Genomic DNA, 26,497 nt, shown 5'->3' on the forward strand with positions numbered 1-26,497 from the left:
GGTGTCCGACTCGTCCGCGCAGCCATCGCAGCACCGCCCGCCCAGCGCCGCGGTGCCGTCGCACCCGGTGCTGCCGGCGTGCCGCCAGGAGCATGTCGACGCGCTGCTCACCGAGGTCCCCGAGCCCGCGCGCCGGCGCTACCGGCCCCTGGCGGCCTCGAGGTTCTGGCGCAGCAGGGCGGTCCGCGCCGGTGCGGTGATCACGCTGCTCGCCCTCTGCGGCCTGGTGATCCTGGTGCTGGTGCGGGAACAGACCGGCACCCACGGGTTCGTGGTCGGCCTGGCTCTGGCGACACTGCCCGTCCCGCTGCTGCTGGCCGCGTTCCGCTGGCTGGACCGGGTCGAGCCAGGCCCCTGGCGGAACCTCCTCTTCGCCTTCGCCTGGGGCGCCTGCGCCGCGGCCCTGATCGCGATCATCGCGAACACGTTCGCGACCCGCTGGATAGCGACGGCGACCGCCGATCCGGCTTCCGCCGACACCATCGGGGCGACGGTCATAGCGCCCGTGGTCGAGGAGAGCGCGAAGGCCGCAGCGATCCTGCTGATCTTCGTCTTCCGCAGACGGGACTTCACCGGACTCGTGGACGGCGTGGTGGTCGCCGGCTTCACCGCCACCGGCTTCGCCTTCACGGAGAACATCCTCTACCTGGGCAGCGCGTTCGACGAGGACCAGTCGACGGGCACCTCCGGCTTCGCGTCGGTGACCGCCGCGACCTTCTTCGTACGGGTCGTGATGTCACCGTTCGCCCATCCGCTCTTCACCGTGCTCACGGGCCTCGGCTTCGGTGTCGCCGCGCTCGGCGCGCGCCACCACCGGCGTCTGCGGCGTATCGCCCTGCCGCTCCTGGGTCTTGCCCTCGCGATGGGCATGCACGCCCTGTGGAACGGCTCGGCGTCGATGCTCGGCCCGTGGGGCTTCTACGCGGTGTACGGGGCGTTCATGGTGCCGGCGTTCGGGCTGCTCACCTGGCTGACGATATGGACCCGCCAGCGCGAGCTGCGCACGATATCCGACGAGCTCCCCGCCTATGCCGCGGCGGGCTGGATGCCGGCGTCCGAGCCGCGCGCCCTTTCGTCGATGCGCGCCCGCACGCTGGCGCGTGACTTCGCCCGGCGCACGTACGGCCCGGCCGCCGGCCACGCGGTGTCGGAGTACGAGGCGTTCGCGACGTCACTGGCCTTTCTGCGCCGCCGGGCACACCGGGGCGCGGCGGACCCGGACTTCGCGGAGCGCGAGCAGGAACTGCTGCACCACCTGTGGCAGCGCAGACAGGTGGCGGGTCCGTCACTGGCGTACGCGGCCCGGGCGACGAGCCGGGTGCCGGTGCCGCCGCCGTACCGGAACTACGGCGGCTACAACCCGTACCGCTACTGACCCGCGTCGGCGGCCGCGACAGCGCGGACGCCCCATCGGCGGCGGGTGCCCGGGCACAGCCCGGCAGCCCTGGCGTCGGGGGGTGCGGCAGGAATGCCGGAGACATGGAGATGCCCGGCACGGAGAAGCGCATGGGAGAGCATGCGGAGCCCCGTACCGGGCAGGGATCAGATCGTGAGGCCCTTGCCGCGCAGCCAGGCCATCGGGTCGATGCCGGAGCCGCCCGCGGTGTGCACCTCGAGGTGCAGATGGGGCCCGGTGACGTTGCCGGTGGCGCCGACACGCCCGATCGTCTCGCCGGTGGTGACCTTCTGGCCCGCGCTCGCCGTCATGGACGACAGGTGGGCGTACAGGACCTCGGTGCCGTCGTCGAGTTCGAGGACGATGCGGTAGCCGTACGAGCCGGACCACCCCGCGGACTTGACCGTGCCGCTGTGCACGGCCTTGACCGGGGTGCCGGTCGGGGCGGCGAAGTCCAGGCCGGTGTGCTGGCCGGAGGACCACATGGAGCCGGACTCGCCGAAGGTGGAGGTGATCGTGTACGAGGAGGTGGGCAGGGAGAAGCTCCTCGCGAGCTCGGCGAGACGCTCGGCCTCCGCCTTGGCCCGGGCGGCCTCTTCCGCCTTGCGCTTCTCTTCCGCGGCCTTGGCCTCTGCCTCGCTCTGCTGCTTTTCCGCAGCGGCCGCGGCCTGTTCGGCGGCGGCCTTCTCCGCGGCGGCCTTGGCCTCCGCGTCCGCGGCGGCCTGCTGCTGCTCGGCCTGCGCGAGGATGCGGGCCCGCAACGCCTCGCCCGCGCCCGTCGCCCGGGCGGAGCCGTCGCCACCGTCGGCCACCGTGGTCGCGGCGGTCAGCGGGGCGGTGTTCACGTCCGCCGCGGCGTCGGAATCCGAGTCGTCGGACACCAACGAGCCCACGCCCGGCAGGGACTTGGCGTCGGGAAGATTGTCCGTGATGGCGTCGGGAAGGGAAATGGAGACCGCCGGCTTGTCCTGCGCGGTGGCTATGCCACCCGCGCCGACCGCGGCGATCACACCGACGCCGAGCACCGTGGAGCTGCGGGCGAGTCCGCCGCGCTGCTTGATGACACGGTGCCGGCCGCGCACCGGGCGGATGGACTCCTCTGTGGGATTCCATTCCTCCCAGGTCCGCTCGGGTGCGTCGTCACCGATGCGTTCGGACGCGAAGCGGGCCTCTGGGGCAGGCATGTTGGACGCCACGAAGGCGTTCTCCTTCCTTCCTTCTCGCCTACCGGGTTAGCTGACGGGTTCGGAGCAGGAAGGTCTCCTACGGGCGCCTCGACCGCGGACTGAGCGGCAAAAGGTGCCCGATTCACCCCAATTGGTGGTTCCCCGGTTCCCTTGCGGGATTCGGCGCGTGCGCGCGGTGCCGCCTCTGACGACGGCTGGGACGACCGCGCTGCGTTATCGAACGTTAATAGACGGCGGGGCCGGATTCCAAGCTGTTCCGACTGATCATTAGCGATTTCGACGGGGACTTAACGTGACAGAGGCACTCAGAATCGGGCGACTTGATCAAACATCGGACAGAGACCTTTTCCTGACGGTGTGTCAAATGTTATGCGGAGAGGTGCCCTTGGGTCACAGGCCGTAAGGACGACCGAGGCCGGCCCGCGGGTCGAGGCGCCGACGGCGCGCGGGCCGGTTGACGCGCGGGCCGAGGGCCGACGGGCGGTCCGACGACACGCGGGCCGGCGGCTGACGGACGGTCCGACGGCCCTCGGGAAGAGGACGACATCCGCTTCCGCCGTCGGCTCAGACCGCCGGAGGAACCACCGGCACAATCCTGCGCCGCTCCGGCTGGCCCCGAGCCGGACGGCCGACGGCCAGCAGAGCCATGTCGTCGTTCGAGCCGCCGCCGGTGTACCGGCGTACGTCGTCGACGAGTGCGTCCAGCAGCTCCCCCGGCCCCGGGAAGAGCCGCCCGGTGAGCCGTTCCACCGGGTCGTAGAAGACGCCGCGGTCGTCGCGCGCCTCCGTCACCCCGTCCGTGTAGAGCAGCAGCGTCGCCCCGTCGGGCAGCGGATACTCCGCCGCCCGGTCCGGCCACTCCCCCAGATCACCCATGCCGAGCGGCAGCGCCGCCTGCGGCGGACGGAGCACGTCCAGCCCCCCGTCGGCATGCAGCACCAGCGGCTCCGGATGCCCCCGGTTCACCAGCCGCACCAGCGGACGGCCGCGGGGAATCTCGCCCAGCACGGCCGTGGTGAAGCCCTCCACCGCGTCCAGGCCCTCGCGCCGGTCCCCCTCCCGCTTGAGCGCGCGCTCCAGCCGCTGCCCCACACCCTCGAGCGAGCGCTCCTGCTCCGCGGCCTCGCGGAACGCGCCGATGACGACCGCCACGGTCGCCACCGCCCCCAGCCCCTTGCCCCGGACGTCGCCCACGAGGAGCCGCACACCGTGCGGGGTGTCCTGCACCGCGAACAGGTCGCCGCCGATGAAGGCGCCCTCCTGCGCCGCCTCGTACCGGGCGGCGATGTGCAGGCCGCCGATCCGCTCGGCCGGCGCGGGCAGCACGGCCCGCTGCGCGGTCTCGGCGATCACCCGCGCCGAGGCCAGCTGCTCGCCTCTGCGCTGTACGACCCTGTTGATGACCAGGGCCAGAGCGGCGACGGTGAGCACCGTGGTGGTCTCGGTGGCCGCGGTGATCTGCGCGGCGGTCCCGTTGTAGACGTGCATGCCGCTCACCCCCAGGATCGCGGCGACACCCATGAGCAGGGTCGCCACGAACGAGACGAGAGGGGCGGCGAGAAGGGGCGCGGCGGCGAAGAGCGGCACCGCGGTGAAACGAGGCGGTGTCAGCATGTCGAAGACCACCCCTGCGACGATCATCGCGACGGGCAGGGCACGCACGAACCACGGGGCCCGACGCGCGCCGCCTTCATCCCGCCGCTGCTGTCCCAAAGGTGGTCTCTCCTGCCGGGTCCGCTGACGGCTGCGGACAGTACCGCGCCCACCTCAGGCTCGGCGCCGACGCGCCGTGCAGCCACTTCCCATCGCCCAACCGGGCGAATGCCGAGGCGACCGGAAAAGCCACCGGCCCGATGGTCGATCTCCAGGATCGACCATCGGGCCGGTGTCATCAGTAGCGGGGACAGGATTTGAACCTGCGACCTCTGGGTTATGAGCCCAGCGAGCTACCGAGCTGCTCCACCCCGCGTCGGTGAACACAACCTTACGCCATCCGGAGCAAGATCAACTCCACTTTTTCCGCGAGGCCGCCTCGATCCGGTCACACCGCCCCGCCGCCGTTCGTCATACATCCGGACAGCCGAGGACGACGAGGGGACAGAACGACGATGGACGACCACGACTTCCTGGCCGAGCGCTTCGAGACGCACCGTACGCAACTGCGCGCGGTCGCCTACCGAATGCTCGGCTCGCTGAGCGAGGCGGACGACGCCGTCCAGGAGGCGTGGCTCCGGCTCAGCCGCAGCGACTCCGAGGCGATCGACAATCTGGGCGGCTGGCTGACCACCGTGGTGGGCCGGGTCTGCCTCGACATGCTGCGCTCGCGTACGTCGCGCCGCGAGGAACCGATGGATGTGCGCCTGCCGGAACCGATCGTGAGCGGCGTGGACACCGTCGACCCGGAGCACCAGGCGCTGCTCGCCGACTCGGTCGGTCTCGCGCTCCTCGTCGTACTGGAGACCCTGGCGCCCGCGGAGCGGCTGGCGTTCGTGCTGCACGACATGTTCGCGGTGCCCTTCGAGGAGATCGCGCCCGTCGTCGGCCGCACACCGGCGGCCACCCGTCAGCTGGCCAGCCGCGCACGGCGCCGGATCCAGGGCTCCACCCCCGTACCGGACGCCGACCTCGGCCGGCAGCGTGTCGCCGTCGACGCCTTCCTCACCGCGGCACGCGGGGGCGACTTCGAGGCGCTCGTCGCGGTGCTCGACCCGGACGTCGTGGCCCGCTCCGACAGCGGGACGCTGCGTCCCGGTTCCGTCGTACGGGGCGCGGCGGCCGTCGCCGGCCAGGCGATCACCTACGCGCGCCTCGCGGAGGTGGCCCGGCCGGCCCTGGTCAACGGAGCGGCCGGGGTCGTCGAGATCGCGGGCGGGCGGGCCCTGGCGGTCATGGCCTTCACGGTCACCGGCGGAAGGATCGCGGAGATCAACATCCTTACCGACCCGGAACGGCTGGACCGCCTGGACCTCACCGTCCCGAACGCGTGAGGCCTCCCCGGTCACTTCTGCCCCAGCCAGAGGTCCGGCCCGGACACGTCGTGATGGATGTCCACGGCGGGAACGCCCAGGCGCGGCAGGTCGCCCCGGACGGCGCGCATGAAGGGCAGCGGGCCGTACCGGTGGGCCGCGAGCATCTCCGGCAGGTCCGGCACGCCGATGTCGGCGCGCCCGGCCGCCGCACCGTCACCCGCCCTCTGCTCCTCGCACCAGAGGTGCAGCGACGCCGCCGGGCACGCGTCGACGAGGCGGCGCAACTGCTCGCGGTGACCGTGGTCGGCGGCGCCGCGGTCCGCGTCGACCACGCTCCGGTACCTGACACCAGGGGCCCGCAACGCGATGATGGGGCATCCAGGGAGAACTACGAAAGGTACGTCCGTGACCACAGGGGACGACGACGCGGTCTACGAGGGGCTGCAGACCGAGCGCCGGGAACAGGCAGCGGCCTTCGACGCCATCGGCGACCGCTACGACGAGGCCTTCCCGCACAAGGAGGGACAGCTCGCCGCCGGTGAATGGCTGACCCGTTCCCTGCCCGCCGGTTCACGGGTGCTGGACCTGGGCTGCGGCACGGGCCTGCCGACCGCGCGCCAGCTGGTCGATGCCGGGTTCGAGGTCGTGGGCATCGACCTGTCGAGCGGGATACTGGAGCTCGCCCGGCAGCACGTCCCCGAAGCGTCCTTCCACCACCTGGACATCGCCGACCTGAAACCGGGCGGCCCGGCCGACCTGGGCCGCTTCGACGCGATCGCGGCCTTCTTCTCCCTCCTCATGCTCCCCCGGGCCGAGATCCCCGTGGCCCTCGGGACCATCCACCATCTGCTGGCCCCGGGCGGCCTGTTCACCCTCTCGATGGTGGAGGCCGACGTGGACAACCGCGCCATCCCGTTCCTCGGGAAGACCATCCGGGTGTCCGGCTACCTCAGGGAAGAGCTGCGCAAGGTCGTCGAGGAGGCCGGCTTCGAGATCCTCAAGGAGACCTCCTACACCTACGCCCCCGCCATCAGCGACGTGCCGCCGGAGGAACAGGTCTTCCTCTCCTGCCGCCGCCGCGACTGAGCTCCTGCCGCCCCGGCCTGGCCCCGGACCGGGGCCAGGCCGGCGGGCCGGCCTGGCCCGGACGTGAGCAACGGAACGACGTGCGCCGTCACGACAGACGCACGGTCACTGGGTGAAGAACGACGCCACGAAACACGCCAAGGCCAGAACCAGCATCGCCTCGAACACCGCATCCCGGACCATGCCGTATTCGATCTCCTGCTCGGCAGCGCCGCCCCGAGGGCTCCGCTTCTTCGCCTTGCCGATCGCTTCGGCGGCCTTGGCGGCAGTCTGGAATCGATGGTCCAGGAGAGATCCGGCGAATCCGACAGAGAAGACTTCAGGCTCTCCCCTGAAGTCCTGCTTGGTACGTAGGACAAGGCCGCTCCCCGGTGCGGCTTCCGCCCTATGGACAGCCGCGTAGGGGACGGAGTACCAGAAGACCGGATTGACGACTACCACTCGCCCCTCCGCAAGGTGGATTCGTGACCTGGTGATACGGAGCACCAACCCGCCGACGATCAGTATCAAACCGGCCGCCTTGAAGGCGTCGGGGTCCGAACTCAGAAATCCGTCGAACACGGCATAGGACGCCATCGCTCCGAACGCCCCCGGGAGGACGCACGAAGCCCACCGGAAGGTCCGCCGCCAGAGGAGTTGGCCACACGCGATCCGCCGATAATCCATGGCTCACACCCTCTGAATGGGAATGCCGGGAAAGCGAGTTCGGTGGCTGCGGCCCCCTACAAGCTGCCGTAGTCCGTGCCGGCCTTACGGCGGACCGACCTGCTCAGGGATGGACCAGACCGAGCGAGAGGTCCACTGCCGACGCTGTGGCGAGAAGCCCGAACGTGACCCTGACCATCATCGGCGTCAGGAGCCGATTGACCCCCACCCGGTTCGCCATGAAGCCGTGGATCCGCCAAGCGACATCACGGTAGTTGCACGCCACCGCCAGAGCGGCTGCCGCGAAGACCAGGTCCCACCCCGGCCCTGCCCATGAGCTCATCGCCCCCCCCAGAAGCGCTCGACTCCGATCGCGCCTTGCCCGCCGAGCAGTATGCCGTCCCAGGTCAACCCAGTGCATCGATCGCCTTGACGATCAGTGCCCGCGCCCGGGCGCCGTACACGGCCATGGACCGCAACTCCTCGAACGCCTTGAGTTACAGGTCCTTGCTCGGCGCGCGTCTCCATGGCCAGGAGCCCCGTACCTCCGACCGAAGACCATCTGAAGCGCCGCGTCCTCGAAGGGGTCGCCCACCTCATGGGCGACCAGCCCGCCGTGTTCCTCCGCGACGTGTACGACGCCTTCCAAGCCCGCCCCGCCACTGCTCACCTCGACGATGCACGACTTCGCGCCGTCCTCGTCCGCTGCGGCATCACCATCGACAAGACCGTGCGCATCGGCGACCAGACCGGCCGCAGCGGCATCAAGCGCACCGACCTCGGCACCCTCCTCTCCCCCACGCCGGAAGAGGAACCCGAATCCGACGTAGACGCAGGTCACGACGCCTCAGAAGGGTCTGTAGACCCGCGTAGAACGGGCCGTAGACCCGCCAGGAGACCCAATGCGACGCCATCCACGCCTTCATCCACAAGCTGGGGACCACCTTCCCTCCCTGCCGTACTGCCCGCGCTGGGGCCGCCACTACCCGCCGCACAGCCACCGACAGACTGCGCACGCGCGCGAGAGGATGGCCGCCATGAAGGACGCCGCAGTGACGGTCCTCGGCTTCGCCGCCATGCTTGCCGCACTCGCCGCATGGTTCCTGCTGAACGGATCGCCTGGGTACAAGGAGCCAGACCACGGGTCCACAGCGGTCTGCAACGACGGCACCGTCCTCGAACCACCCTGGAACAGCTGTGGCGGAGAGCACGACCACCTCGACCACTGGACAACCGCGCCATCCCCCAGACCGGGATCCAGCACTGCGACCATCACGCCAGAGACACCCACTGTGGAAGCAGAGCCCTCTGTCGGCCCGACTCCCGACATCTGCGTCGACGCCCACACCCGGGGCGTCGTCCCGCGCGACCGGTGGACCCCATGCGGCCAACTCCTCGGCTACTTCGACGACTGGGCCACACCACCAGGCGCACCAGCCTTTCCACACTGAGGGAGAGGTGCCCCAGCCCGGCACTGGAGCCATGGGGTGCCTGATGCCGCCCCGCGGCATCCTCACCACATCCATGGCCGCCATGGCCGCAGGCATCCAACCCGCCACCATCCGCGACTGCAGCAGAAGGCCATGGTCCTGCGCGCTGGCGCGGTCGTGGGACAGGTGGTGTTGAGCAAGGTCGCCAAGCAGCAGGCGGCCACCCTGGGCCTCCCCGCCCTGGCGGTCGTTGTCCTCGGCCTCGCGGCCAGCACAGCACTCGGGTAGTCCCCGCACAACAGCGCCCCTTCCCGCCCAAATGGGGAAGGGGCGCTGCCGTGCGTTCATGACCAGACGGGGCGCCCGGTCTCCCACAGCGCGGTGACATGGGAAGCGAACCGGTCGTACAGACCGTCCTCACTGAGGCGGCGCAGGTGCAGCATCGGCGACTCATGCCCCAGCAGGTTCGAGATGTGCGGCGTCACGAGCATCTGGTCGTCGAACGCGAACACCGACAGAGCGATGTGCTCATCGCTGAATCGGGCCTGCAGGCCGGGCGCCTCGCGCATCTTCTCCAGCGCGTCCAGAGTGATCCGGATCCGGGTGCCCACAGTGAGCGGCACGCCCTCGACCTCCTCGCGCCGGCGGGTCACCTCAGACTCCGGGTCGCCGACGATGAACCGCACCGAGCAGCCGTCCTCACCCTTGCGGCGCAGCCGGTCGGCGAGCCGCGGATGCTCCTGCCAGACGAAGTAGTTGGTGTACCCGGCGAACGTTATCGACTGCGAGGCGCCATCGATCAGCTGCGCCCACACCGAGGTTGGGCAGGCGTTTCGGTACGGGTACGCCGCCACGATCTCGCGGTCCGGCCCGGTCTTCACTGCCGATCGGACGGCCTTCGGCCACAGCACCTCAGCGCTCACTCCCAACGCGTCTTCTACGTCAGAGCGGGTCCGCGGGTGAGGGACCCGTGACGGGTCGGATAACCAGCGTTCGGCCGTCTTAACCGTCACGCCGACTGTACGGGCGAGGCGGCCAACGGTCATATCGGCCTGGGCCATAGCGTCACGCAGCACCGTATTCAAGGTGACCCCCTGGGACGTTTGGGCTTTCTCGGACGGTAGTCCCGAAGCGTCCTGTCCGTCAGGGGCACGGCCGTAGAAACGTCCTAAAGGCTGGTCCACGTTGGCTACATGACGGACAAGCAGCAAGGACACGGCCCGTCTGCCGCCCGCGAAACCCTGCGGCAGCTACTGCGCGAGCGAGACGGCATAGGCCGCGGCGAGCCCGCACGCGAAGCCGTGGAGCTCCCGGAAGGCGCAGCGCCCGGGATCGGCTCGATGGCGTTCCCGCCGTGCCAGTGCCCCCGCTGCCGCTGACCGTCCCATACCCCCGCCCCGACCGGACCATCCCGCCAGGAAACCCCGGCCGGGGCGGGTTCATCCCACCACCTCAGTGAAGGGACTGCCCATGTCCATGCCCGTACCCGACCCGCCCGGAAACCCGATCCCGACCGGCCCGCGCGCCCTGGTGGGCGAGCACTTCGACAACGTCCGCAAGACGGTGCTGGACGCCAACCCCGACATGCCCGAGGACATGGCCGACCGGATCGTCGAGGAGGGCATCAAGTTCGTCGTCACCTGCGCGCAGAACCCCGGCGTCGGCATGGCCCCGTCCCGCGTGGTCGACGAGGGGTGGCACGCGCTGCTGCTGCACTCAGTCCTGTACGCGGAGCTGTGCGGCCAGTTCGGCTCGTTCGTGCACCACTACCCGGGCTGGGACCCGACCCACTACGACCCGGCGATCCTGGACCGCACGCGGGAGCTGATCGCCCGTGCAGGGTTCGACGTCGACTCGGAGCTGTGGGGCGCGCCCGACGAGAAGCTCCTCGTCTCGGTGTCGGCGAACTGCCAGCATGCGCCGAACTGCAGCATCCGTCCGATGCCGAAGCCCGAGTGGCCCTAGCCTGAGGGGCAGGAGGTGACCCGCATGTCACAGGAGTGGATCGACCCGCGGTACGCCGAGCTGGTGGCGGCGTGGCGGCGAGCGCAGGAGCCGCCGTCGCGTGATCCGGATGAACCGCGGCCTGTGCGTGGCTTCATCTTCTCGCCCGCAAGCTGAGGCACCCTACGGCCCCGGCCGGTCTGCGTCCCCCGTCGCAGCCCGGCCGGGGCTTCTTCATGCCTTGATCGTTTACCGTTCGGGCCAGCAGCGGGCCAGCAATCGAGCGAATCGACCCCGGTAACAAGACCAGCCCCAGGTCAGAACCTCCTGACCTGGGGCTGGGCGGTAGGCCGTGTGGGACTCGAACCCACAACCAACGGATTAAAAGTCCGCTGCTCTGCCAATTGAGCTAACGGCCCTCGCCGCAACACCCATGAGCATAGCGGGAGAGATCCCCGGAGCCGATCGGGTATCCGTTCCCGGCCGCGTCCCCGTGCCCCGCCGGGAGCGGCGAGGCACGGGAAGCGGGCGGGTACTCGTCGCGTCAGCTCATGTAGTAGCCGGCGACGTCGGCGATCAGGTTCACCGAGCCGGCGTTGTTGTAGAACGACACCCTGCCGTTCACCACCGGGACGATCACCAGGTTCGGCGCCGTCTGCCCCGCCACCACGTTCAGGTTCGACGCGCTGGTACGGGTCGTCCCGTTCGGATACACGGAAATGTACGTCGACGCCGTCGGACCCGTCGCGGTCACGTTCATCACGACCGCCGTCACACCGGTGGCCGGGACACCGTTCTTACCCGTCACCTGGAGGGTGACCGTCCTGCCCGCGCCCACCTTCGCCTGCGCCACGCCGAGCCCGGTACGCGTGTCCATGAACCGCGTCGGCGTCAACGGCCGGTACGTGGAACCGTCGTCGGCCGACGTGAAGTACCCCGACACATCCGCGATCAGATTCACCGAACCGGCATTGTTGTAGAAGTTCACCTTCCCGTTCACCACCGGCACGACCACCAGATTCGGCGCCGTCTGCCCCGCCCGCACATTCAGGTTCGACGCACTCGTACGCGTCGTCCCGTTCGGATACACGGACACATACGTCGACTCCGTCGGACCCGTCGCCGTCACATTCAGCACCACCGCCGTCACCCCGGACGCCGGAACCCCGCCACGACCCGCCACCTGAAGCGCGACCGTCTTCTTGGCACCGACCTTCGCCTTCGGCACACCCAACCCGACACGCGAGTCCATCAACCGCGTCGGCTGCACCGGCTCGTACGTCGAGCCCTCGCCCGACGCCGTGAAGTACCCCGACACATCCGCGATCAGATTCACCGAACCGGCATTGTTGTAGAAGTTCACCTTCCCGTTCACCACCGGCACCACGACCAGGTTCGGACGCGTCTCACCGGTACGGACGTTCAGGTTCGACGCACTCGTACGCGTCGTCCCGTTCGGATACACGGACACATACGTCGACTCCGTCGGACCCGTCGCCGTCACATTCAGCACCACCGCCGTCACCCCGGACGCCGGAACCCCGCCACGACCCGCCACCTGAAGCGCGACCGTCTTCTTGGCACCGACCTTCGCCTTCGGCACACCCAACCCGACACGCGAGTCCATCAGACGATTGGGCTGCACCGGCTGGAACGTGCCGGTGACGGCCTCGGACCCGCCGGTGACCTCGAACGTGCCGGAGCTGGTGGCCGTCGGCCCGGTGCCGTCCGCCGGAATCGCCCGCAGGGTCCAGCTGTACGTGCCGTCGACGACGGCCTTGCCGTCCGTGCTCCTGCCGTCCCAGGTCACCCGCACGGGGCCCCGGGTCTGACCGCCGACGACGGAGTGCACGGCGGTGCCCGCCTTGTCGTGCACCGTCAGCCGCCAGGAGGAGGCGGGCCGGGAGAGCTGCCAGCTCGCGGCCCAGCCCGTGCCGCTCGTCAGGTCGACGGCCGCCGGGACACCGGCGGGAAACGCCGCCAGGTCGGAGACGGGGACACCGCTGGGGATGACGTGGCCCTGGAACTCGTCGTCGATGTAGGCGATGCCGCCGCCGAAGCGGTCGACGGTCCAGGAGTACCGCATGCTGGCGCGTCCGCCGGTCGTTCCCGGCCGCACACCCAGGTCGCGGGTCTCGGCCGTGCCGTCCTGGAACTCCGTCACGACGAGGCTCCCGAAGACGGTCACGAAGTACCCGTCACCCAGCAGGCCCCGACTGTCGGGCAGCGACACCTTGGTGCCGTTGTCCCGGTCGATCGCGCCCTGCGTCCTGAAGTACGGGCAGGACCAGGAGAGCCAGCGGCCCGCCGTCTGCAGTTCGACGGGGACGCAGCTCGCGCCGGTCTGGAGCGTGCCCGTCCTCGTGCCCGTCCGCAGGTCGGTCAGTTCCACCTCACCGGCCGTGCCCGTCGCGGTGTACAGGGTGCTGCCCCAGATCGTCGCCGCCGTACGCGGCTTGGTCAGGACGATCCCGGAACCGGCGGGCGCGTCGAAGTCGACGACGACCAGCTTCCCGGCCGCGTCCGGCTGGCCGACGGACACCACGCCGCTCGCGAAGACCGCGTACCGACCGAAGGTGTCGACGATCTGCCCGGAGCCCTGGCCCGTGTTCACCCGCGCGACTCGGTCCGTGGCGCCGCGGGCCACGAGTTCGTCGGTGGTCGTCCCGTTCAGAGCCGTCCTGACCTCGTAGACGGAGCGCCCGTCGCCGGAGGCGAACACCGACTCGCACGCGGCCGTGCCGCAGCTTGTGGTCTCGTAGCGGCTGGTCTCACGGCCGAGCCACTCGGCCTTGCCGGCGGTGGTAGGAGATGTGAGCGGGGCGAGGTCCCGGCGGTAGAAGCCGGACGTCGACCTGACGCCGTTCTCCTCCAGGGTCGTCACGGAACCGCCGGCCACCGCGATCGCGTCGACCTCGGCCGTCATCGGTTCGATGTGGTGCAGCTTCCGCAGCAGCGGAGTGCCGTTCTCGACCGTGACCCGGTGGACGAACCAGGCCTCGGACGACTCACCGCCGATCGTGACCGCACCGCCGCCGGGGAACTGCTCGGTCTGCGAGCCCGCGTTCTCCAGCAGGACCTTGCGCTGCGTCCCATCCAGGGAGAACGCGACGATGCCCCTGCCGAACGGGACGGTCGTGCCGTCCTTCTCCGGCGCCATCAGCCATTGACCGTCGAGGAGGGCGACCTGCTCGTGGTCGAGGTCCTCCGGTACGGCGATCGTTCGCTCACCGCCGTCGAGAGCCGCGCGATCCCGGATGTGGACACTGCGGTCGCGGTAGTCCCACCAGGCGAGCCGCTCGGGGTCGAGAACGACGCGAGTCGCCGCCTTGGCCTCGAAAGAGCGCAGCTCCCCGGTCGCCAAGTCGATGACGCCCAGCATGTCCGGCTCGTCGTACTCGTCCGGAGTGGTGCTGAAGGAGGCCACGACGGACCGGGCATCGCCACCGAGGGCGCGGGCGCTCCCGAGGTCGCTGCCCGCGGGCCAGCCCTCGACCGGGGTGCGGGCGGTCGAGCCGTCCTCCTGCGGACGCAGCACGTACCAGCCCGCCTGGTCCGGGTTCTCGCCCGTGGCGCCCTCGACCAGCACGCTGGAGCCGAAGACGCCGACCCTGACGTCGCCGCTCGGGACCTCGACGCGGGTCACCGTGCCGGTGGCCATGTCCTTGAGGTCGACGCTCTCACTGCGGAGCTCGTCGAAGGCGATGACGTCGGACCCCTCGCCGGCGGAACCGAGAGCGCCGCTGCCGGGCCCTCTGACCCCTCCGAGGCCCGTGAGCTCGGTGCTCCTACCGGACTCGTACGCCGTCCACACGGAGGCGTCACCACTGACGCTGCTGTGGCGCTCCGAACCGTGGAGGTAACCGGTCGGCCCGAGGTTGTAGATCTCCTCCTGGCGCGGCAGTTTGCGCGAGGTCGGCGTGAAGTCGACCTGCCCGGCGACGGACTCGGCCGTCGGGGTCGCGGCGGCAGGGAGCGCGAGCGGCCCGAGTCCCGCGACAAGAGCGAGGGCTGCCGTGACGGACACGGCGTGACGAATGGATGGGCGTCTGTGCACCCGGTTCCTCCCCTGGGATGGAGCTGGGGAGGGGAGTGCGGTCGACACCGACGACGTCCTCCCCGCCAGATCCCCCCGGCCTCTCCCGCAGCACAAGTAGGCGGATCCTAGCAACAGGGCCCGTACACCACCGAAGTGGTGTACGGGCCCTCGCGTCACGTCGTGCGCGGCTGCCGGATCAGCCGGTGTAGTACCCGGCGACATCGGCGATGAGGTGCACCGAACCGGCGTTGTTGTAGAAGCTGACCTTGCCGTTGACCACCGGCACGACGACGAGGTTCGGGGCCGTCTGCCCCGCCACCAGATTCAGGTTCGACGCACTCGTGCGCGTCGTCCCGTTCGGGTACACGGCGACATACGTCGAAGCCGTCGGCGACGTACCCGTCACGTTCATCACGACCGCGGTGACCCCGGTCGCGGGCACCTTGCCCCGGCCGGTGACCTGCAGGGTCACGGTCTTCCCTGCACCGACCTTCGCCTTCGGCCCCCCGAGGCCGGTCCGGGTGTCCATGAAGCGTGTCGGGGTGAGCGCCTTGTACTCGGAGCCGGTCGCGGCGCGCGTGTAGTACCCGGCGACATCGGCGATCAGGTGCACAGAGCCGGTGTAGTTGTAGAAGTGCACCCGTCCGGCGACGACCGGCACCACCACGAGGTTGGGCACCGTCTGCTTCGCTCTGACGTTCAGGTTCGACGTGTCGGGAAGCTCCCCGCCCTCGTAGGCCTTGATGAACGTCGTCTCCGTCGCTCCGGTGGCCGTCACGTTGAGCACCACGGCTTCCACGTCCCTTGCCGGGATCCCGGCCCTGCCCGTCACCTGAAGATGAGCGGAGTCACCCGGACCGATCTTTCCCTTCCTCTCACCCAGCCCGGTGCGAGTGTCCATCAGCCGTGCCGGACGCACGGGCTCGTACGTGGAACCGGTCCCGTCAGAGGTGAAGTAACCCGAGATGTCGGCAAGCAGGTTCACCGTGCCGGCGTTGTTGTAGAAGCTCACCTTCCCGTTGATCACCGGCACCGTGACCAGGTTCGGACGGGTCTCGCCGGCACGGACGTTCAGATTCGACGCGCTCGTCCGGGTGGTTCCGTTCGGGTACACGGTGATGTACGTCGTCGCTGTCGGCGTCGTTGCCGTCACGTTCATGACGACGGCCGTCACTCCCGCGGCCGGGACCTGGGCCTTCCCCGTCACCTGAAGCGTGACGGTCCTTCCCGCTCCCACCTTCGCCCTCGACACCCCGAGTCCGGTCCGGGTGTCCATGATCCGCTTGGGTGTGACGGCGTGGTACGTGCCGTGCTCGGCGGGTGCGGCACCGGTCAGTCTGGCGACACCGCTCCGCCGGACGGCTGATCCGACGCCGTCCGCGGCCTGCGCGGTCAGCTCCCAGGTGTACATGCCGTTCGGCATCAGTGCACCGGAATCGTCGCGTCCGTCCCACTTGGCTTCCAGCAGGCCCCGGGTATCGCCACCGCTGATGTGGGCGGTTCTTCCCGTCGCGTTGGACCGTACGGTCATCGACCAGCCGGAGACCGGCTTCGAGAGCCGGAGCCGGGTGAGTCGGGTCTGCCACGCGACGTCGCCCTTGACGTCCGTCGACGTGGTCTCGTCCAGGACGGAGAGCGGCTGGGCGGGAACGCCGCCGGCCACCACATGCACCTGCTCGTGCGCGTCCACGTAGGCCAGGTGCCCGCCGAAGCGGTCCACCGACCAGCGCACATGCCGCTGGGAGATACCGGTGTCCGGCAGCTCACCGACGATGCGACGAACCGTCTCTTCGCTGTGCACCTCGGTCAATACCAGCTGTCCCGCCCGCTTGTCGTGGGTGACCACGTAACCGTCGCCGAGCAGCGCCTCGTCCGACGGAACGGCCTTGGACATGCGGGTCGTACGGTCGTACACGCCGGCCGGGCCGTCGGCTCCGCAGCTCCAGTAGAGCCATCGCCCCGCAGCCTGCAGTTCCTGCGGCACACAGTCGGAGCCGAGGTGGTGGGTCCCGAGCTGCCGCCCGGTGGACAGGTCCGTCAGGGCGGCGGTGCCCTTGTCCCTTCCCGCCGTCCACAGCAGATGGCCCCACAGCGCGGCCCCGCCGGTGTGCGCCGACACCTCCTTGCCCCAGGTGCGCACGACCGACCGGGTGCCCGCCGCGGCGGGGACGGTGTGGATCAGGTGGTCGTTCGACGCGTCCGTGACCACGGCGCCCGGGGGAAGGTCCACCTCGCTCCAGCCGTGATCGTCGGCCCCGGCGATGGTGAAGCGGAGCCCGGTGTCGCTCCGGTCGGTGAGGCGGGCGAACCGCCCGTCGCCCACGGCCAGATACCTCGCGCACGCGAGGTCGCCGTCGTCGCACGCAGTGAGTGCTCTGCCCGTCAGCCGCCGGCGCTCGCCGTACGCGAGAGACCCGTCGGCCGTAACGGTCCGGGCGTACTCGTGGACCGCACGGGTGTCGGCGCTGTCGTCCACGACGGACAGCAGGCCCTGCGCGAGCGCTATGCCCTGGATCCGTCCGGGTATCCCCGGCAGTTCCTTCACCGTCGTGACGACCGGCTTGCCGTCCGGTCCGCCGGTGATGCGACGGACGGCCCAGTCCGTGACGCCCGAGCCGCCGACCACGACCGCTGTGCCGTTCGGCCCGCCGGAGATCCGGTGCGTGCTCTTCTCGAGCAGGCTGACCGGTGTGCCCCCGGCGATCGGAGCGGCTTTGACCTCCCCCAGGGACCCCCGGTAGACGATCCAGTCCCCGACGAGCGCGATGTGATGAGCGGGGCTCTGCACCGTGGTGTCCAGGTTCACCTCTGTGAAGGGCGCGGACAGGTCGGAGCGCGAGGCGACGAGCACCGTGCGGTTCCGGTAGTCGTTGCTGTAGAGGGCGACGTAACCGGGGGAAATCGTCGCCTGTTCGTACATCTCCGGGATCGGCGGTGTGACGCCTTCGACCCGGCCGGTGTCCGGGGAGACCACGGCGTAACGGCGCAGCCCGTCCGGGGACTTCACGGACATCAGGAGCCCGGTCTCGTCACCGGCGAGGGCGCCGCGCACGCTGGTGCCCTCCGGATGCCCGTGGGGCAGCACGTCCCGGGTCGTTCCGTCGGGCGCGGGCGAGAGAAGGTGCACCTGCCAGGCCGGCGTACCGTCCGGGCTCTCCAGCTTCTCGGCCGTGACGGCCGTCGAACCGAAGATCTCCGGATACAGATGCCCTTCGGGCACGGCGATGCGGCGCACGGTGCCGTCCGGCCCGTTGCGCAGCTCGATCTCTCCGTCGCGGAAGTAGGCCAGGGCATCCGTCGCGGTTCCCCTGACCGATGTCCAGGGGGTCTCGGGCTCGGTGACCGGGAAGCTACGGCCGTCCGAGTACCGCGTCCACAGCAGGCCTGCTTGGTCCTGCTCGGTGTGGTAGACGCCGGCCGCCCCGGCGGCGTCCGCTGCGCCGACCTGTTCCGAGAGATGCAGACGCGCCTCGCGTGGACGCGGCTTGTAACCCGGTGGGACCACGATCTCGTCTCCCGCCACCGGAGCGGCGGATACTCCCTGCGCAACGGCCGCGCTGTGGAGCGGCAGCAGTCCGCCCACGGTCAGTGCGCATCCGACGGCCATGGTGAGCACACCACGCACCAACGTGCGACGTGCCATTCCGACTCCCAAGTGAAGTATGCCGACGGTGCCGGTACGCGCCACGCACGTACCGGCACCCTTCTCATGGCCTGCTCGTCAGTCCACGTAGTACCCGGCGACGTCGGCGATGAGGTTCACCGAGCCGGCGTTGTTGTAGAAGCTGACCTTGCCGTTGACCACCGGCACGACGACGAGGTTCGGGGCCGTCTGCCCCGCCACCAGATTCAGGTTCGACGCACTCGTGCGCGTCGTCCCGTTCGGGTACACGGCGACATACGTCGAAGCCGTCGGCGACGTACCCGTCACGTTCATGACCACCGCCGTGACCCCGGTCGCCGGGACACCGTTCTTCCCCGTCACCTGGAGCGTCACCGTCTTGCCGGCGCCGACCTTCGCCTGCGGCGCACCGAGGCCGGTACGGGTGTCCATGAACCGCGTCGGCGTCAGCGGCCGGTAGACGGAGCCGGTGTCGGCCGCCGTGAAGTAACCCGACACGTCCGCGATCAGATTCACCGAACCCGCGTTGTTGTAGAAGTTGACCTTGCCGTTGACCACCGGCACGACCACCAGGTTCGGCACGGTCTGCCCCGTGACCACGTTCAGGCTCGACGCGCTCGTGCGGGTCGTGCCGTTCGGGTAGACGGAGACGTAACTCGTCGCCGTCGCACCCGTCGCGGTCACGTTCATGACCACAGCGGTCACGCCCGACGCCGGCACACCGCCCTTGCCGGTCACCTGCAGGGTGACCGTCTTCGCGGGGCCGACCTTCGCCTTCGGCACGCCCAGTCCGATCCGCGTGTCCATCAGCCGCGTCGGCGTCACCGGCTCGTACGTCGAGCCCTCGCCCGACGCCGTGAAGTAGCCCGACACATCCGCGATCAGATTCAGCGAACCGGCGTTGTTGTAGAAGTTGACCTTGCCGTTCACCACCGGTACGACCACCAGGTTGGGGCGCGTCTCACCCGCCCGTACGTTCAGGTTCGACGCGCTGGTCCGCTGGGTGCCGTTCGGATACACGGACACATAACTCGACGATGTCGCCCCCGTCGCCGTCACGTTCATGACGACCGACGTGACGCCAGAGGCCGGGATGCCGCTCTTGCCGGTCACCTGGAGGGTGACCGTCTCACGAGCACCCACCTTGGCCTTCGGCACGCCGAGCCCGGTACGGGTGTCCATCAGCCGCGTCGGCGTCAGCGGCCGGTACGTACCGGCGCCCGCTTCCAGGCCCATGCTGCCCGTCAGTTCCAGCGCGGGTCCGGCGCCGTCCGCGGGGGCGGCCTTGAGCGTCCAGTTGTACGTACCGGGGTTCGCGATCCGGCCCTCGGTGTCCTTGCCGTCCCACGCGGCGGCGATCACACCACGGGCCTCGCCGCCCTGCACCGTACGCACCGGGCCGCCGGCCGCGTCCGTGATCTCCAGCTGCCATGAGGCGGCCGGCTTGGAGAGCCACCAGCGCGGCGCCCACGGCGACTTGCCGCCGTCCGTGGCGTGGGCGGCGGGTACGTCGGCGTCGATGTGCGCCAGGGGCGAGGCCGGCACACCGAGGTCGGCGACCTCGACGTCACCGGCGGCGTTCTTCTGGTAGGCGAGGCGCCCGGTGGCGGTGTCGACGGCGAAGGGGCCGGTCTCGTAGTTGAACTCGCTGAGCCGATAGGTGCCCTTGACCACGGGCTCGCTGCCGCGGATGTCGGTGACGGTCACCTCGGGACCCTCGCCCCACCCCACCACGTACCCGTCACCGAGGTCGGAGAAGGGCTCCGTGTAGGTCCGGTTGGTGTTCGTGTCGAGGTCGAAGACCCCACCCTTCCGGGGCAGACCGGCGCAGTCCCAGCTCAGCCAGTGGGCCGTCACCTTGAGGAACTCGGCCCTGCAGCCGCTCTTCAGGTCGACGGTGCGCTTCACGGCGCCGGTGCGGACGTCGTAGCCCACGACGGTGCCGGCCACCTTGCCCGCGGCCCACAGCGTGTCGCCGTACAGCGTGAAGTCTTTGTAGTCGTTGTTGAGCGGGAAGGTCGCCAGGCGCTTGCCCGTGTCGAGATCGATCGCGGTCACGGGCACATAGGTGTCGTAGTCGAGCCCGGTGAATCCCGATCCGATCGCGTAGCGGCCGGATACATACGTCACCCGGAAGCTTTCGAAGCCCGGGGCCAGGTCGACGCCCTTGGTGCCGCCCGGCGCCACCACCACCGGCTTGGCAGCGCTCTGCGCGGCCGGCTGGATCACCGTCCGCCCGTCGCCCGTGGCGAAGATTTCCGGGCATCCGCCGGAATCATTGCAGTCCTTGAGCGGGATGCCCAGGTCCCCGCGTTCCTCCGTCGCGCCGGCGCTCAGCGCACCCGTCACGGACACCGTCCGCGAGCGGAAGGCGTTGCTCTCGTCCGGCATGCGCTCCAGCGATTCGAGCCGCCCGTGACTGAAGCTGAACGACCGTGGCTTCGAGGTGGCCGGGGCGATGTCCACCAGCTCGGCGGCCGTCGTCCCCGAGCCCTCGGAGCGGATGCGCTGGAGGCCCAGGTCACCGGCGGACGAACCGGCGACGATCAGCAGCCCGCCGTCCGGTGCCGCCAGCGCGTGCTTGCGGCCGTACGCGAAGACAGTGGTCTCCTCCCCGCCCGCCCTGGGCACGGAGACGACACGGTACGGGGCGGATCCGCCCGCGCCGGTGGCCCTTGCGACGATCAGCCGTTCACCGACGACGCCGAGGAGCATGTCGCCTTCGCTGTGGGCGAGTTCGGTCGTGGCGGTCAGCGGAAGCGGGCCCGAGGAGCCTGCCTCGCCCTTGGCGTAGAACCGGACCTTGTCGTCCTTCGTCCACTCCACGACCTCGGTGGGGCTGTGGACGAAGTTGACACCCTGGGCGGTCACGTCAGTGGACACGGGCCGGGCCTGACCCGAGGCAAGGTCGATCCAGACCGGGCGGGCGACGCCGTTCAGCGTGTACGCGGTGAGGGCACCGTGGGCATCACCGGCCGCCGCCCTGGCGGGCCACCCGGAACCCTCCGGCCAGCCGGTCACCGGAGTGTCCTGCAGCGAACCGTTCACCAGTCGGAGCACGTGCCACGCGCTGCGGCCCTGAGTGACCACCCTGTCACCGAAGGTCCCGACATACCGGTGTCCATCGGGGACGGTGACGTAGCTGTTCGTCCCCGCGGTGACGTCCCACAGCCGGACAGTGCCGTAGATGCCGGGCCGGTTGAAGCCGAGGGCCGCGACGACGTCGGAGCCGGCGCCGTAGACACCGCCCGTCTCCGGGCCTTCCTGTTCGTTGACGACAGGTGTGGTCTCGCCGTCCCAGCTGGTCCAGAACTGCCCGACCCCCTGCTCGTAACGCAGGTAGCCGTTCGGTCCCGCGGCGAGCGGGACCACATTGCGCGGCTCGGCCGCGACGGCCGCCGGGAAGACGACGCTGTCACCGTCGGCGGCTGCCGCCACGGGTACGAGCGGGCCGATGCCGGCGAAGAGCGCAGCCGCTGCGACGGCTGCGACGGAATGGCGTAGGAGAGCGCTGCGAGGCACTCGGGTCCTCCCCTGGATGGCTGAAAGACATAGGGGATCAGCGGTGCCTGCGAATGACATATGTGTCCGAACGGCCCCCCGGCCGTGCCCCCCATGTAAGTGGGGGTGACTGTAACAGCAGCTCACAGGCCGATGGAAGCGACTTTCGCCCTCGTTCAACGCAACAGGGCCCGTACGCCACCGAAGTGGTGTACGGGCCCTGGCCGGAATTCAGCAGGCGTCAGCCGTTGCGCTTCCAGCGCGGCTTGTCGTCGCGGCGGCCGCCGCCGAAGGAGCCGGAGCCGGCGCCGCCGCGGTGGTCGTCACGGCGGCCGTGGGGGCGGTCGCCGGCGCCGGAGCGGAAGCCGCCCGACGGGCGGTCGTCACGGCGGTCACGGTTGAAGGGGCGGTCGCTGCCGCGGTGGCCGGTGGGACGGTCGTCACGACGGAAGCCACCACGGTCGTTGTCACGACGCTCGTCGCGGCGGAAACCGCCACGGTCGTCGCGACGCTCGAAGGTACGGCCGCCACGGTCGTCACGGCGCTCGAAGGAACGCCCGCCGCGGTCGCCACCACGGTCGTTGTCCCGGCGGTCGTCACGACGGAAACCACCACGGTCGTCACGACGCTCGTCGCGGCGGAAACCGCCACGGTCGTCACGGCGCTCGAAGGAACGGCCACCACGGTCGCCACCACGGTCGTTGTCCCGGCGGTCGTCACGACGGAAACCACCACGGTCGTCGCGACGCTCGAAGGAACGGCCACCGCGGTCGCCACCACGGTCGTTGTCGCGGCGGTCACGGCGCTCGAAGTTGCCGCGCTCGTCACGGGACTCGCGGGGCTCGCGGACCGGCTCGGCCTGGGCCGGCACCGCCGCGAGCTCGGCCTCGGCGGCCTCGGTCACCTCGGCGACCGCTGCCTCCGGGTCCTCGCCGCGCTCACGTGCCGCGCGGGCCACCAGGCGGTCGGCCTCCTCGCGGAGTTCGGTCGCACGGCGCTGGACGCGCTCGAGCTGACGCGTCAGCTCGACGACCTCGCGCTCGGCCTGCTTGGCCGCGTTGTTCGCGGAGTCGGCCTGGACCTCGGTCAGCGAACGGGCACCGGTGATCTCGGCGACCTCGGGGTCGAACGCGCCCGCCCCGCCGACGATGTGGCGCGAGGCGTCGACGCCCGCGTCCTCCATCAGCCGGAAGATCTGGCGGCGCTGGTGCGGCAGCGAGAGCGAGACGACGACGCCGGACCGGCCGGCGCGGGCGGTACGGCCGGAGCGGTGCAGGTAGTCCTTGTGGTCACCGGCCGGGTCCACGTTCAGGACCAGGTCGATGCCGTCGACGTGGATGCCGCGCGCGGCGACATCGGTCGCGACGAGCGCGTTGACGTAGCCGTCCTTGAAGTCGGCCAGCGTGCGGGTACGCGCGCCCTGGGTCATGCCGCCGTGCAGCGCGTCGGCCTTCACGCCCGACTCGCGCAGCTGCTCCGCGATGCGGTCCGCGCCGAGCTGGGTGCGGACGAAGATGATCGTGCGGCCCTTGCGGGCGGCGATGGCGGCCGTGACCGGCGCCTTGTCCTTCGGCTTCACGACGAGCACGTGGTGGCTCATGGTCGTGACGTTGCCCTGCGCGCTGTCGACCTCGTGCGTGACCGGGTCGGTCAGGTAGCGCTTGACCAGGGTGCTGATCTCGTTCTCCATGGTGGCGGAGAAGAGCATCCGCTGACCGCCGGCCGGGATCTGGTCGAGCAGCTCGGTGACCTCGGGCAGGAAGCCCAGGTCGGACATCTGGTCGGCCTCGTCGAGGACGGCGACCTGGACGCTCGAGAGGGAGCAGGCGCCGCGGTTGATGATGTCGCGCAGGCGGCCGGGGGTGGCGACGAGGACGTCGACGCCGCGCTCCAGCGCGTAGATCTGGTTGCCCATGGAGGTACCGCCGCAGACGACCTTCATCTTGAGGCCGAGCACGTCGCCGTAGGGCTGCAGCGCGTCCGCGACCTGCATCGCGAGCTCACGGGTCGGGGTGAGGATGATCGCGCGGGGCTTCTTCTTCTCGGTGTGGCCGCCGGCCAGGGTGGCCAGGGTCGGCAGACCGAAGGAGAGGGTCTTGCCGGAGCCGGTGCGGCCACGGCCGAGGATGTCCTTGCCGGCCAGGGCGTCCGGGATGGTCGCGGCCTGGATCGGGAAGGGCGTGGTCACGCCGTTCTGGGCGAGCTTACGGACGACGCCCTCGGGGAGGCCGAGGTCCCCGAAGGTGACCTGGGGCTCTTCGGGGGCCTCCGCGGCCTCCGCGACAGCCGCCTCGGCCGTCGCGACAATCTCGTCGTTGTCGGGCATGACGGAGTGATCAGTGCTGAAAGTGGACATGCGAAATGCGAAACCTTCCGGAGTCTCGGCACGCGCCCAAACTCCGTGAATTCGCAAATCGACCGCCTCTATGCGGTCAGCCACGGTCAGGGAGAGTACGCGCCACACGGCGCTCTTCTGTTTCGGCGCCGGGCAATGGGATCAAACGATCTACCACCATACGCACCCTCCCCGGGCGAAGGCAAACCGCTTCCCAGTGAACCGGACCACACCGACCGGATGACCACACCGACCGGGCCGCACCCACCGGACCGCACCCCCGCCACCGGTTCCGCCGCGCCCACGGTCAAGCCCTACGCCGCAACCCGCCGGCCGGACCGGTCCTCGCCGCTCCCCTGGCCCCCGTCGGCCCCGCCCTCCGCGTCCTTCCCGCGCTTCCCGTCCGCCGGGCCGGGGTGGTGCTGCGGCGAGGCTGCCGGCTCGGCATGCGCGTCCGCAGGCTGGTCCCCCGCCCGCATCGCGCCTATGTGCACCTCTGGCGCGGAAGAGGCGCTCGGCGGGTCCGAGGGCTCCGACGCGGACGGCGCGGGGCTCTCCTCCGGCGGCTCCGGCGGCTCCTCCGGCGGTGGCGGGACGGACGACCGGGACGGGGAGGGCGACGCGCCGCCGGTGGGCACGGGCGGCTCCGGGGCCGGGGGCTGCTTGCCCGGCCGCGTCGGCTCGGGACCTGCGGACGACGCCGACCCGCTCGGGCTCGGCGACGCGCCGCCGTTCTTCGCGTCCGGGCCGTCGGTGGAGTCCTCGCCGGCGTCCCCCGCCCGCCCTCCGTGCCCGCCCGGCAGCACGTGCCCGCCGTCCGGCTCGGCCACCGCCCCGTCACCGTCGGCGGACGTACTCGGCACGGGTTTTCTGCTCTCGTGGTCGCTCACGCTCATACAGCCCGCCGAGGCCAGGACCGCCAGTGACGCGGCGATCCAGACGGCCGTACGGCGGCCGGGGGCTGACAACTGGCGCACGGGGGCACCTCCGGGACAGGGGACGCGGGTCCCCCTGCCCAACTCCCGGCACCCCGCCGGGGACACGCCCGGGATGCTCGTGCCGCGACGGGCCGGCGGCCCGTCTCACGCGGTGAGCGCTCGCGCCAACTCCAGCCCCAGGAAGACCGATCCGAGCCCCACCAGGAGCGAGGCGGCCACGTTCGCCACGGCCAGGAACCGCCATCCCCGCTCCGCCAGACGCAGCGTCTCGTAGGAGAACGTGGAGTACGTCGTCAGCGCCCCGCACAGCCCCGTGCCGAGCAGCGCGTACGTGGGCGAGGAGACCGACGCCCCGGCGACGGCCCCGAGCACCAGGCTCCCCCCGGCGTTGACCACGAACGTGCCCCACGGGAACACGGAGTCGTGGCGCGCCTGCACCGCACGGTCCGTCAGGTACCGCAGCGGGGCGCCGACCGCGGCCCCCGCGACCACCAGCAGCCAATTCACCGCGCCGCCACCCGCCTCAGCGCCGCCCTGGCCGCCGACGCCGCGAGCCACACCGCGGCCACCGCCCCGGCGACCGTCCCGCCCGCGTACGCCAGCGCGGTGCCCGCCTCCTCACGCTCCAGCAGGTCCGAGAAGTCGAGCGCGTACGTCGAGAAGGTCGTGAACCCGCCCAGCACGCCCACTCCGAGGAACGGCCGCAGCAGCGGCGGGGCCGGGCGCCCGCCCTCGCTGACGAACACCATCAGCACACCGATCAGAGCGCAGCCGAGGACGTTGACCCAGAACACCGCCCAGGGGAAGGCGCCCTCGGGCGCCGGCCACAGCAGGGAAGCCCCGTACCGCCCGGACGCGCCGACCGCGCCGCCCGCCGAGATCGCGGCGAGCACCGGCCACTTGTGCGCGCCCGCCGTCTCCGCCCGCTGCGCGGGCACATGAAGGTCGACGTCCGGGTCGATCGCCTCCGCGTCGCCGGCGGGGCCGGAGGCCGGGCCGGAGGTCACCCGTATCCCAGTTCGTGCAGGCGCTCGTCGTCGATGCCGAAGTGGTGGGCGATCTCGTGCACCACGGTGATCTCGGTCTCGGCGACGACGTCCTCGCGGGACTCGGACATCCGCAGCGTGGGTCCGCGGTAGATCGTGATGCGGTCGGGCAGCACACCCGCGTACCACTCGCCGCGATCCGTCAACGGAGTCCCCTCGTAGAGGCCGAGCAGATCGGGGTCGTCCGCGGCGGGCTCGTCCTCCACGAACACGGCGACGTTGTCCATCAGCCGCGTCAGTTCGGGCGGAATCCTGTCCAGGGCCTCGGCGACCAGTTCCTCGAACTCCTCGCGCGTCATCTCCAGCACCCGGCCATTGTCACGTACGCCGTGCGAGTGGTCGCCCCGGCATGCCCGCCC

At 70.6% G+C, this 26,497-nt stretch carries 20 protein-coding genes, 2 tRNA genes, 1 pseudogene and 1 riboswitch; of the genes and pseudogenes, 6 read left to right on the forward strand and 17 right to left on the reverse strand.

The features are described from left to right. Position 1 precedes the first annotated feature (1 nt). Positions 2 to 1,375, forward strand: a complete 1,374-nt coding sequence (locus OGH68_RS17280; protein ID WP_413470995.1) for a PrsW family intramembrane metalloprotease — start codon at positions 2 to 4, stop codon at positions 1,373 to 1,375. A 167-nt stretch (positions 1,376 to 1,542) separates the two neighbouring features. On the opposite strand, the gene OGH68_RS17285 is transcribed toward OGH68_RS17280, so the two are convergent. From OGH68_RS17285 to OGH68_RS17295, 3 genes are all read right to left on the reverse strand, one after another. After that, a complete protein-coding gene (locus OGH68_RS17285) occupies positions 1,543 to 2,592 on the reverse strand; it encodes a M23 family metallopeptidase (RefSeq protein WP_264245040.1) in 1,050 nt (349 codons plus the stop codon). Positions 2,593 to 2,602: 10 nt separating this feature from the next. Then, positions 2,603 to 2,758, reverse strand: a riboswitch (cyclic di-AMP (ydaO/yuaA leader). Between the two features lie 389 nt (positions 2,759 to 3,147). Beyond that, on the reverse strand, positions 3,148 to 4,296 hold the full coding sequence (locus OGH68_RS17290; protein ID WP_264245042.1) for a PP2C family protein-serine/threonine phosphatase: 1,149 nt from the start codon (positions 4,294 to 4,296) through the stop codon (positions 3,148 to 3,150). Positions 4,297 to 4,478: 182 nt separating this feature from the next. Further along, positions 4,479 to 4,552 (reverse strand) — tRNA-Met (locus OGH68_RS17295). 139 nt (positions 4,553 to 4,691) lie between these two features. Here OGH68_RS17295 and sigJ point away from each other — a divergent pair. Then, on the forward strand, positions 4,692 to 5,570 hold the full coding sequence (gene sigJ / locus OGH68_RS17300) for an RNA polymerase sigma factor SigJ (RefSeq protein ID WP_264245043.1): 879 nt from the start codon (positions 4,692 to 4,694) through the stop codon (positions 5,568 to 5,570). Positions 5,571 to 5,581: 11 nt separating this feature from the next. On the opposite strand, the gene OGH68_RS17305 is transcribed toward sigJ, so the two are convergent. Then, complete coding sequence (locus OGH68_RS17305; protein ID WP_264245044.1) at positions 5,582 to 5,884, reverse strand: hypothetical protein; 303 nt, start codon at positions 5,882 to 5,884, stop codon at positions 5,582 to 5,584. 73 nt (positions 5,885 to 5,957) lie between these two features. Here OGH68_RS17305 and OGH68_RS17310 point away from each other — a divergent pair, with 73 nt between their 5' ends. After that, a complete protein-coding gene (locus OGH68_RS17310) occupies positions 5,958 to 6,638 on the forward strand; it encodes a class I SAM-dependent DNA methyltransferase (protein ID WP_264245046.1) in 681 nt (226 codons plus the stop codon). A 105-nt stretch (positions 6,639 to 6,743) separates the two neighbouring features. On the opposite strand, the gene OGH68_RS17315 is transcribed toward OGH68_RS17310, so the two are convergent. The 3 genes and pseudogenes from OGH68_RS17315 to OGH68_RS36440 form a co-directional block, all read right to left on the reverse strand. Then, positions 6,744 to 7,304, reverse strand: a complete 561-nt coding sequence (locus tag OGH68_RS17315; protein WP_264245049.1) for a hypothetical protein — start codon at positions 7,302 to 7,304, stop codon at positions 6,744 to 6,746. A gap of 103 nt (positions 7,305 to 7,407) precedes the next feature. Then, positions 7,408 to 7,626, reverse strand: a complete 219-nt coding sequence (locus tag OGH68_RS17320) for a hypothetical protein (protein ID WP_264245051.1) — start codon at positions 7,624 to 7,626, stop codon at positions 7,408 to 7,410. A gap of 64 nt (positions 7,627 to 7,690) precedes the next feature. After that, a pseudogene (locus OGH68_RS36440) lies at positions 7,691 to 7,780 on the reverse strand (transcriptional regulator); the annotation flags it as partial. A 540-nt stretch (positions 7,781 to 8,320) separates the two neighbouring features. Here OGH68_RS36440 and OGH68_RS17325 point away from each other — a divergent pair. Both OGH68_RS17325 and OGH68_RS17330 read left to right on the forward strand, forming a co-directional pair. Continuing rightward, a complete protein-coding gene (locus tag OGH68_RS17325; RefSeq protein ID WP_264245053.1) occupies positions 8,321 to 8,734 on the forward strand; it encodes a hypothetical protein in 414 nt (137 codons plus the stop codon). Positions 8,735 to 8,866: 132 nt separating this feature from the next. Next, positions 8,867 to 9,001, forward strand: coding sequence for a hypothetical protein (locus OGH68_RS17330; protein WP_264245054.1), 135 nt, complete (start codon positions 8,867 to 8,869; stop codon positions 8,999 to 9,001). Between the two features lie 56 nt (positions 9,002 to 9,057). Here the strand turns inward: OGH68_RS17330 and OGH68_RS17335 are convergent, their stop codons facing one another. Next, complete coding sequence (locus OGH68_RS17335) at positions 9,058 to 9,789, reverse strand: DUF5919 domain-containing protein (protein WP_319020274.1); 732 nt, start codon at positions 9,787 to 9,789, stop codon at positions 9,058 to 9,060. A 394-nt stretch (positions 9,790 to 10,183) separates the two neighbouring features. Between OGH68_RS17335 and OGH68_RS17340 the strand changes: the two genes are divergently transcribed. After that, positions 10,184 to 10,678, forward strand: a complete 495-nt coding sequence (locus tag OGH68_RS17340; protein WP_264245058.1) for a glycine-rich domain-containing protein — start codon at positions 10,184 to 10,186, stop codon at positions 10,676 to 10,678. Between the two features lie 325 nt (positions 10,679 to 11,003). Here the strand turns inward: OGH68_RS17340 and OGH68_RS17345 are convergent. The 9 genes from OGH68_RS17345 to OGH68_RS17385 all read right to left on the reverse strand — a co-directional run bounded on the left by OGH68_RS17345 (position 11,004) and on the right by OGH68_RS17385 (position 26,446). Further along, positions 11,004 to 11,076: transfer RNA gene (locus OGH68_RS17345), tRNA-Lys, on the reverse strand. A gap of 125 nt (positions 11,077 to 11,201) precedes the next feature. After that, positions 11,202 to 14,684 carry a FlgD immunoglobulin-like domain containing protein gene (locus tag OGH68_RS17350; RefSeq protein ID WP_264245060.1) on the reverse strand — a complete coding sequence of 1,161 codons (3,483 nt, stop codon included), beginning with the start codon at positions 14,682 to 14,684 and terminating at the stop codon, positions 11,202 to 11,204. A 208-nt stretch (positions 14,685 to 14,892) separates the two neighbouring features. Next, the gene (locus tag OGH68_RS17355; RefSeq protein ID WP_264245062.1) at positions 14,893 to 18,339 is read right to left on the reverse strand and encodes a hypothetical protein; all 3,447 of its coding nucleotides are present in this window, start codon (positions 18,337 to 18,339) and stop codon (positions 14,893 to 14,895) included. Between the two features lie 78 nt (positions 18,340 to 18,417). Continuing rightward, the gene (locus OGH68_RS17360; protein ID WP_264245063.1) at positions 18,418 to 21,840 is read right to left on the reverse strand and encodes a FlgD immunoglobulin-like domain containing protein; all 3,423 of its coding nucleotides are present in this window, start codon (positions 21,838 to 21,840) and stop codon (positions 18,418 to 18,420) included. A gap of 220 nt (positions 21,841 to 22,060) precedes the next feature. After that, positions 22,061 to 24,175, reverse strand: coding sequence for a DEAD/DEAH box helicase (locus OGH68_RS17365; protein WP_264245064.1), 2,115 nt, complete (start codon positions 24,173 to 24,175; stop codon positions 22,061 to 22,063). A 293-nt stretch (positions 24,176 to 24,468) separates the two neighbouring features. Next, positions 24,469 to 25,131, reverse strand: coding sequence for a hypothetical protein (locus tag OGH68_RS17370; RefSeq protein WP_264245066.1), 663 nt, complete (start codon positions 25,129 to 25,131; stop codon positions 24,469 to 24,471). A 105-nt stretch (positions 25,132 to 25,236) separates the two neighbouring features. Next, positions 25,237 to 25,599 (reverse strand): fluoride efflux transporter FluC, encoded by a 363-nt coding sequence (locus tag OGH68_RS17375; RefSeq protein ID WP_264245068.1) that lies wholly within the window; start codon positions 25,597 to 25,599, stop codon positions 25,237 to 25,239. Beyond that, entirely contained in the window at positions 25,596 to 26,099 is a 504-nt protein-coding gene (locus tag OGH68_RS17380) for a FluC/FEX family fluoride channel (RefSeq protein WP_264245070.1), read from the reverse strand. Before OGH68_RS17380 ends, OGH68_RS17375 begins: the two co-directional genes overlap by 4 nt. Then, positions 26,096 to 26,446, reverse strand: coding sequence for a metallopeptidase family protein (locus OGH68_RS17385; protein WP_264245073.1), 351 nt, complete (start codon positions 26,444 to 26,446; stop codon positions 26,096 to 26,098). Before OGH68_RS17385 ends, OGH68_RS17380 begins: the two co-directional genes overlap by 4 nt. Between the last annotated feature and the right edge of the window lie 51 nt (positions 26,447 to 26,497).

This window comes from Streptomyces peucetius, assembly GCF_025854275.1.
Classification (GTDB): Bacteria; Actinomycetota; Actinomycetes; order Streptomycetales; family Streptomycetaceae; genus Streptomyces; species Streptomyces peucetius_A.

Bases quoted from the DNA above. Each gene is read 5' to 3' on its own strand.
- OGH68_RS17325 (WP_264245053.1), top strand. From the start codon at position 8,321: ATGAAGGACGCCGCAGTGACGGTCCTCGGCTTCGCCGCCATGCTTGCC.
- OGH68_RS17320 (WP_264245051.1), bottom strand. From the start codon at position 7,626: ATGAGCTCATGGGCAGGGCCGGGGTGGGACCTGGTCTTCGCGGCAGCC.
- OGH68_RS17355 (WP_264245062.1), bottom strand. From the start codon at position 18,339: ATGGCACGTCGCACGTTGGTGCGTGGTGTGCTCACCATGGCCGTCGGA.
- sigJ (WP_264245043.1), top strand. From the start codon at position 4,692: ATGGACGACCACGACTTCCTGGCCGAGCGCTTCGAGACGCACCGTACG.
- OGH68_RS17330 (WP_264245054.1), top strand. From the start codon at position 8,867: ATGGTCCTGCGCGCTGGCGCGGTCGTGGGACAGGTGGTGTTGAGCAAG.
- OGH68_RS17315 (WP_264245049.1), bottom strand. From the start codon at position 7,304: ATGGATTATCGGCGGATCGCGTGTGGCCAACTCCTCTGGCGGCGGACC.
- OGH68_RS17365 (WP_264245064.1), bottom strand. From the start codon at position 24,175: ATGTCCACTTTCAGCACTGATCACTCCGTCATGCCCGACAACGACGAG.
- OGH68_RS17340 (WP_264245058.1), top strand. From the start codon at position 10,184: ATGTCCATGCCCGTACCCGACCCGCCCGGAAACCCGATCCCGACCGGC.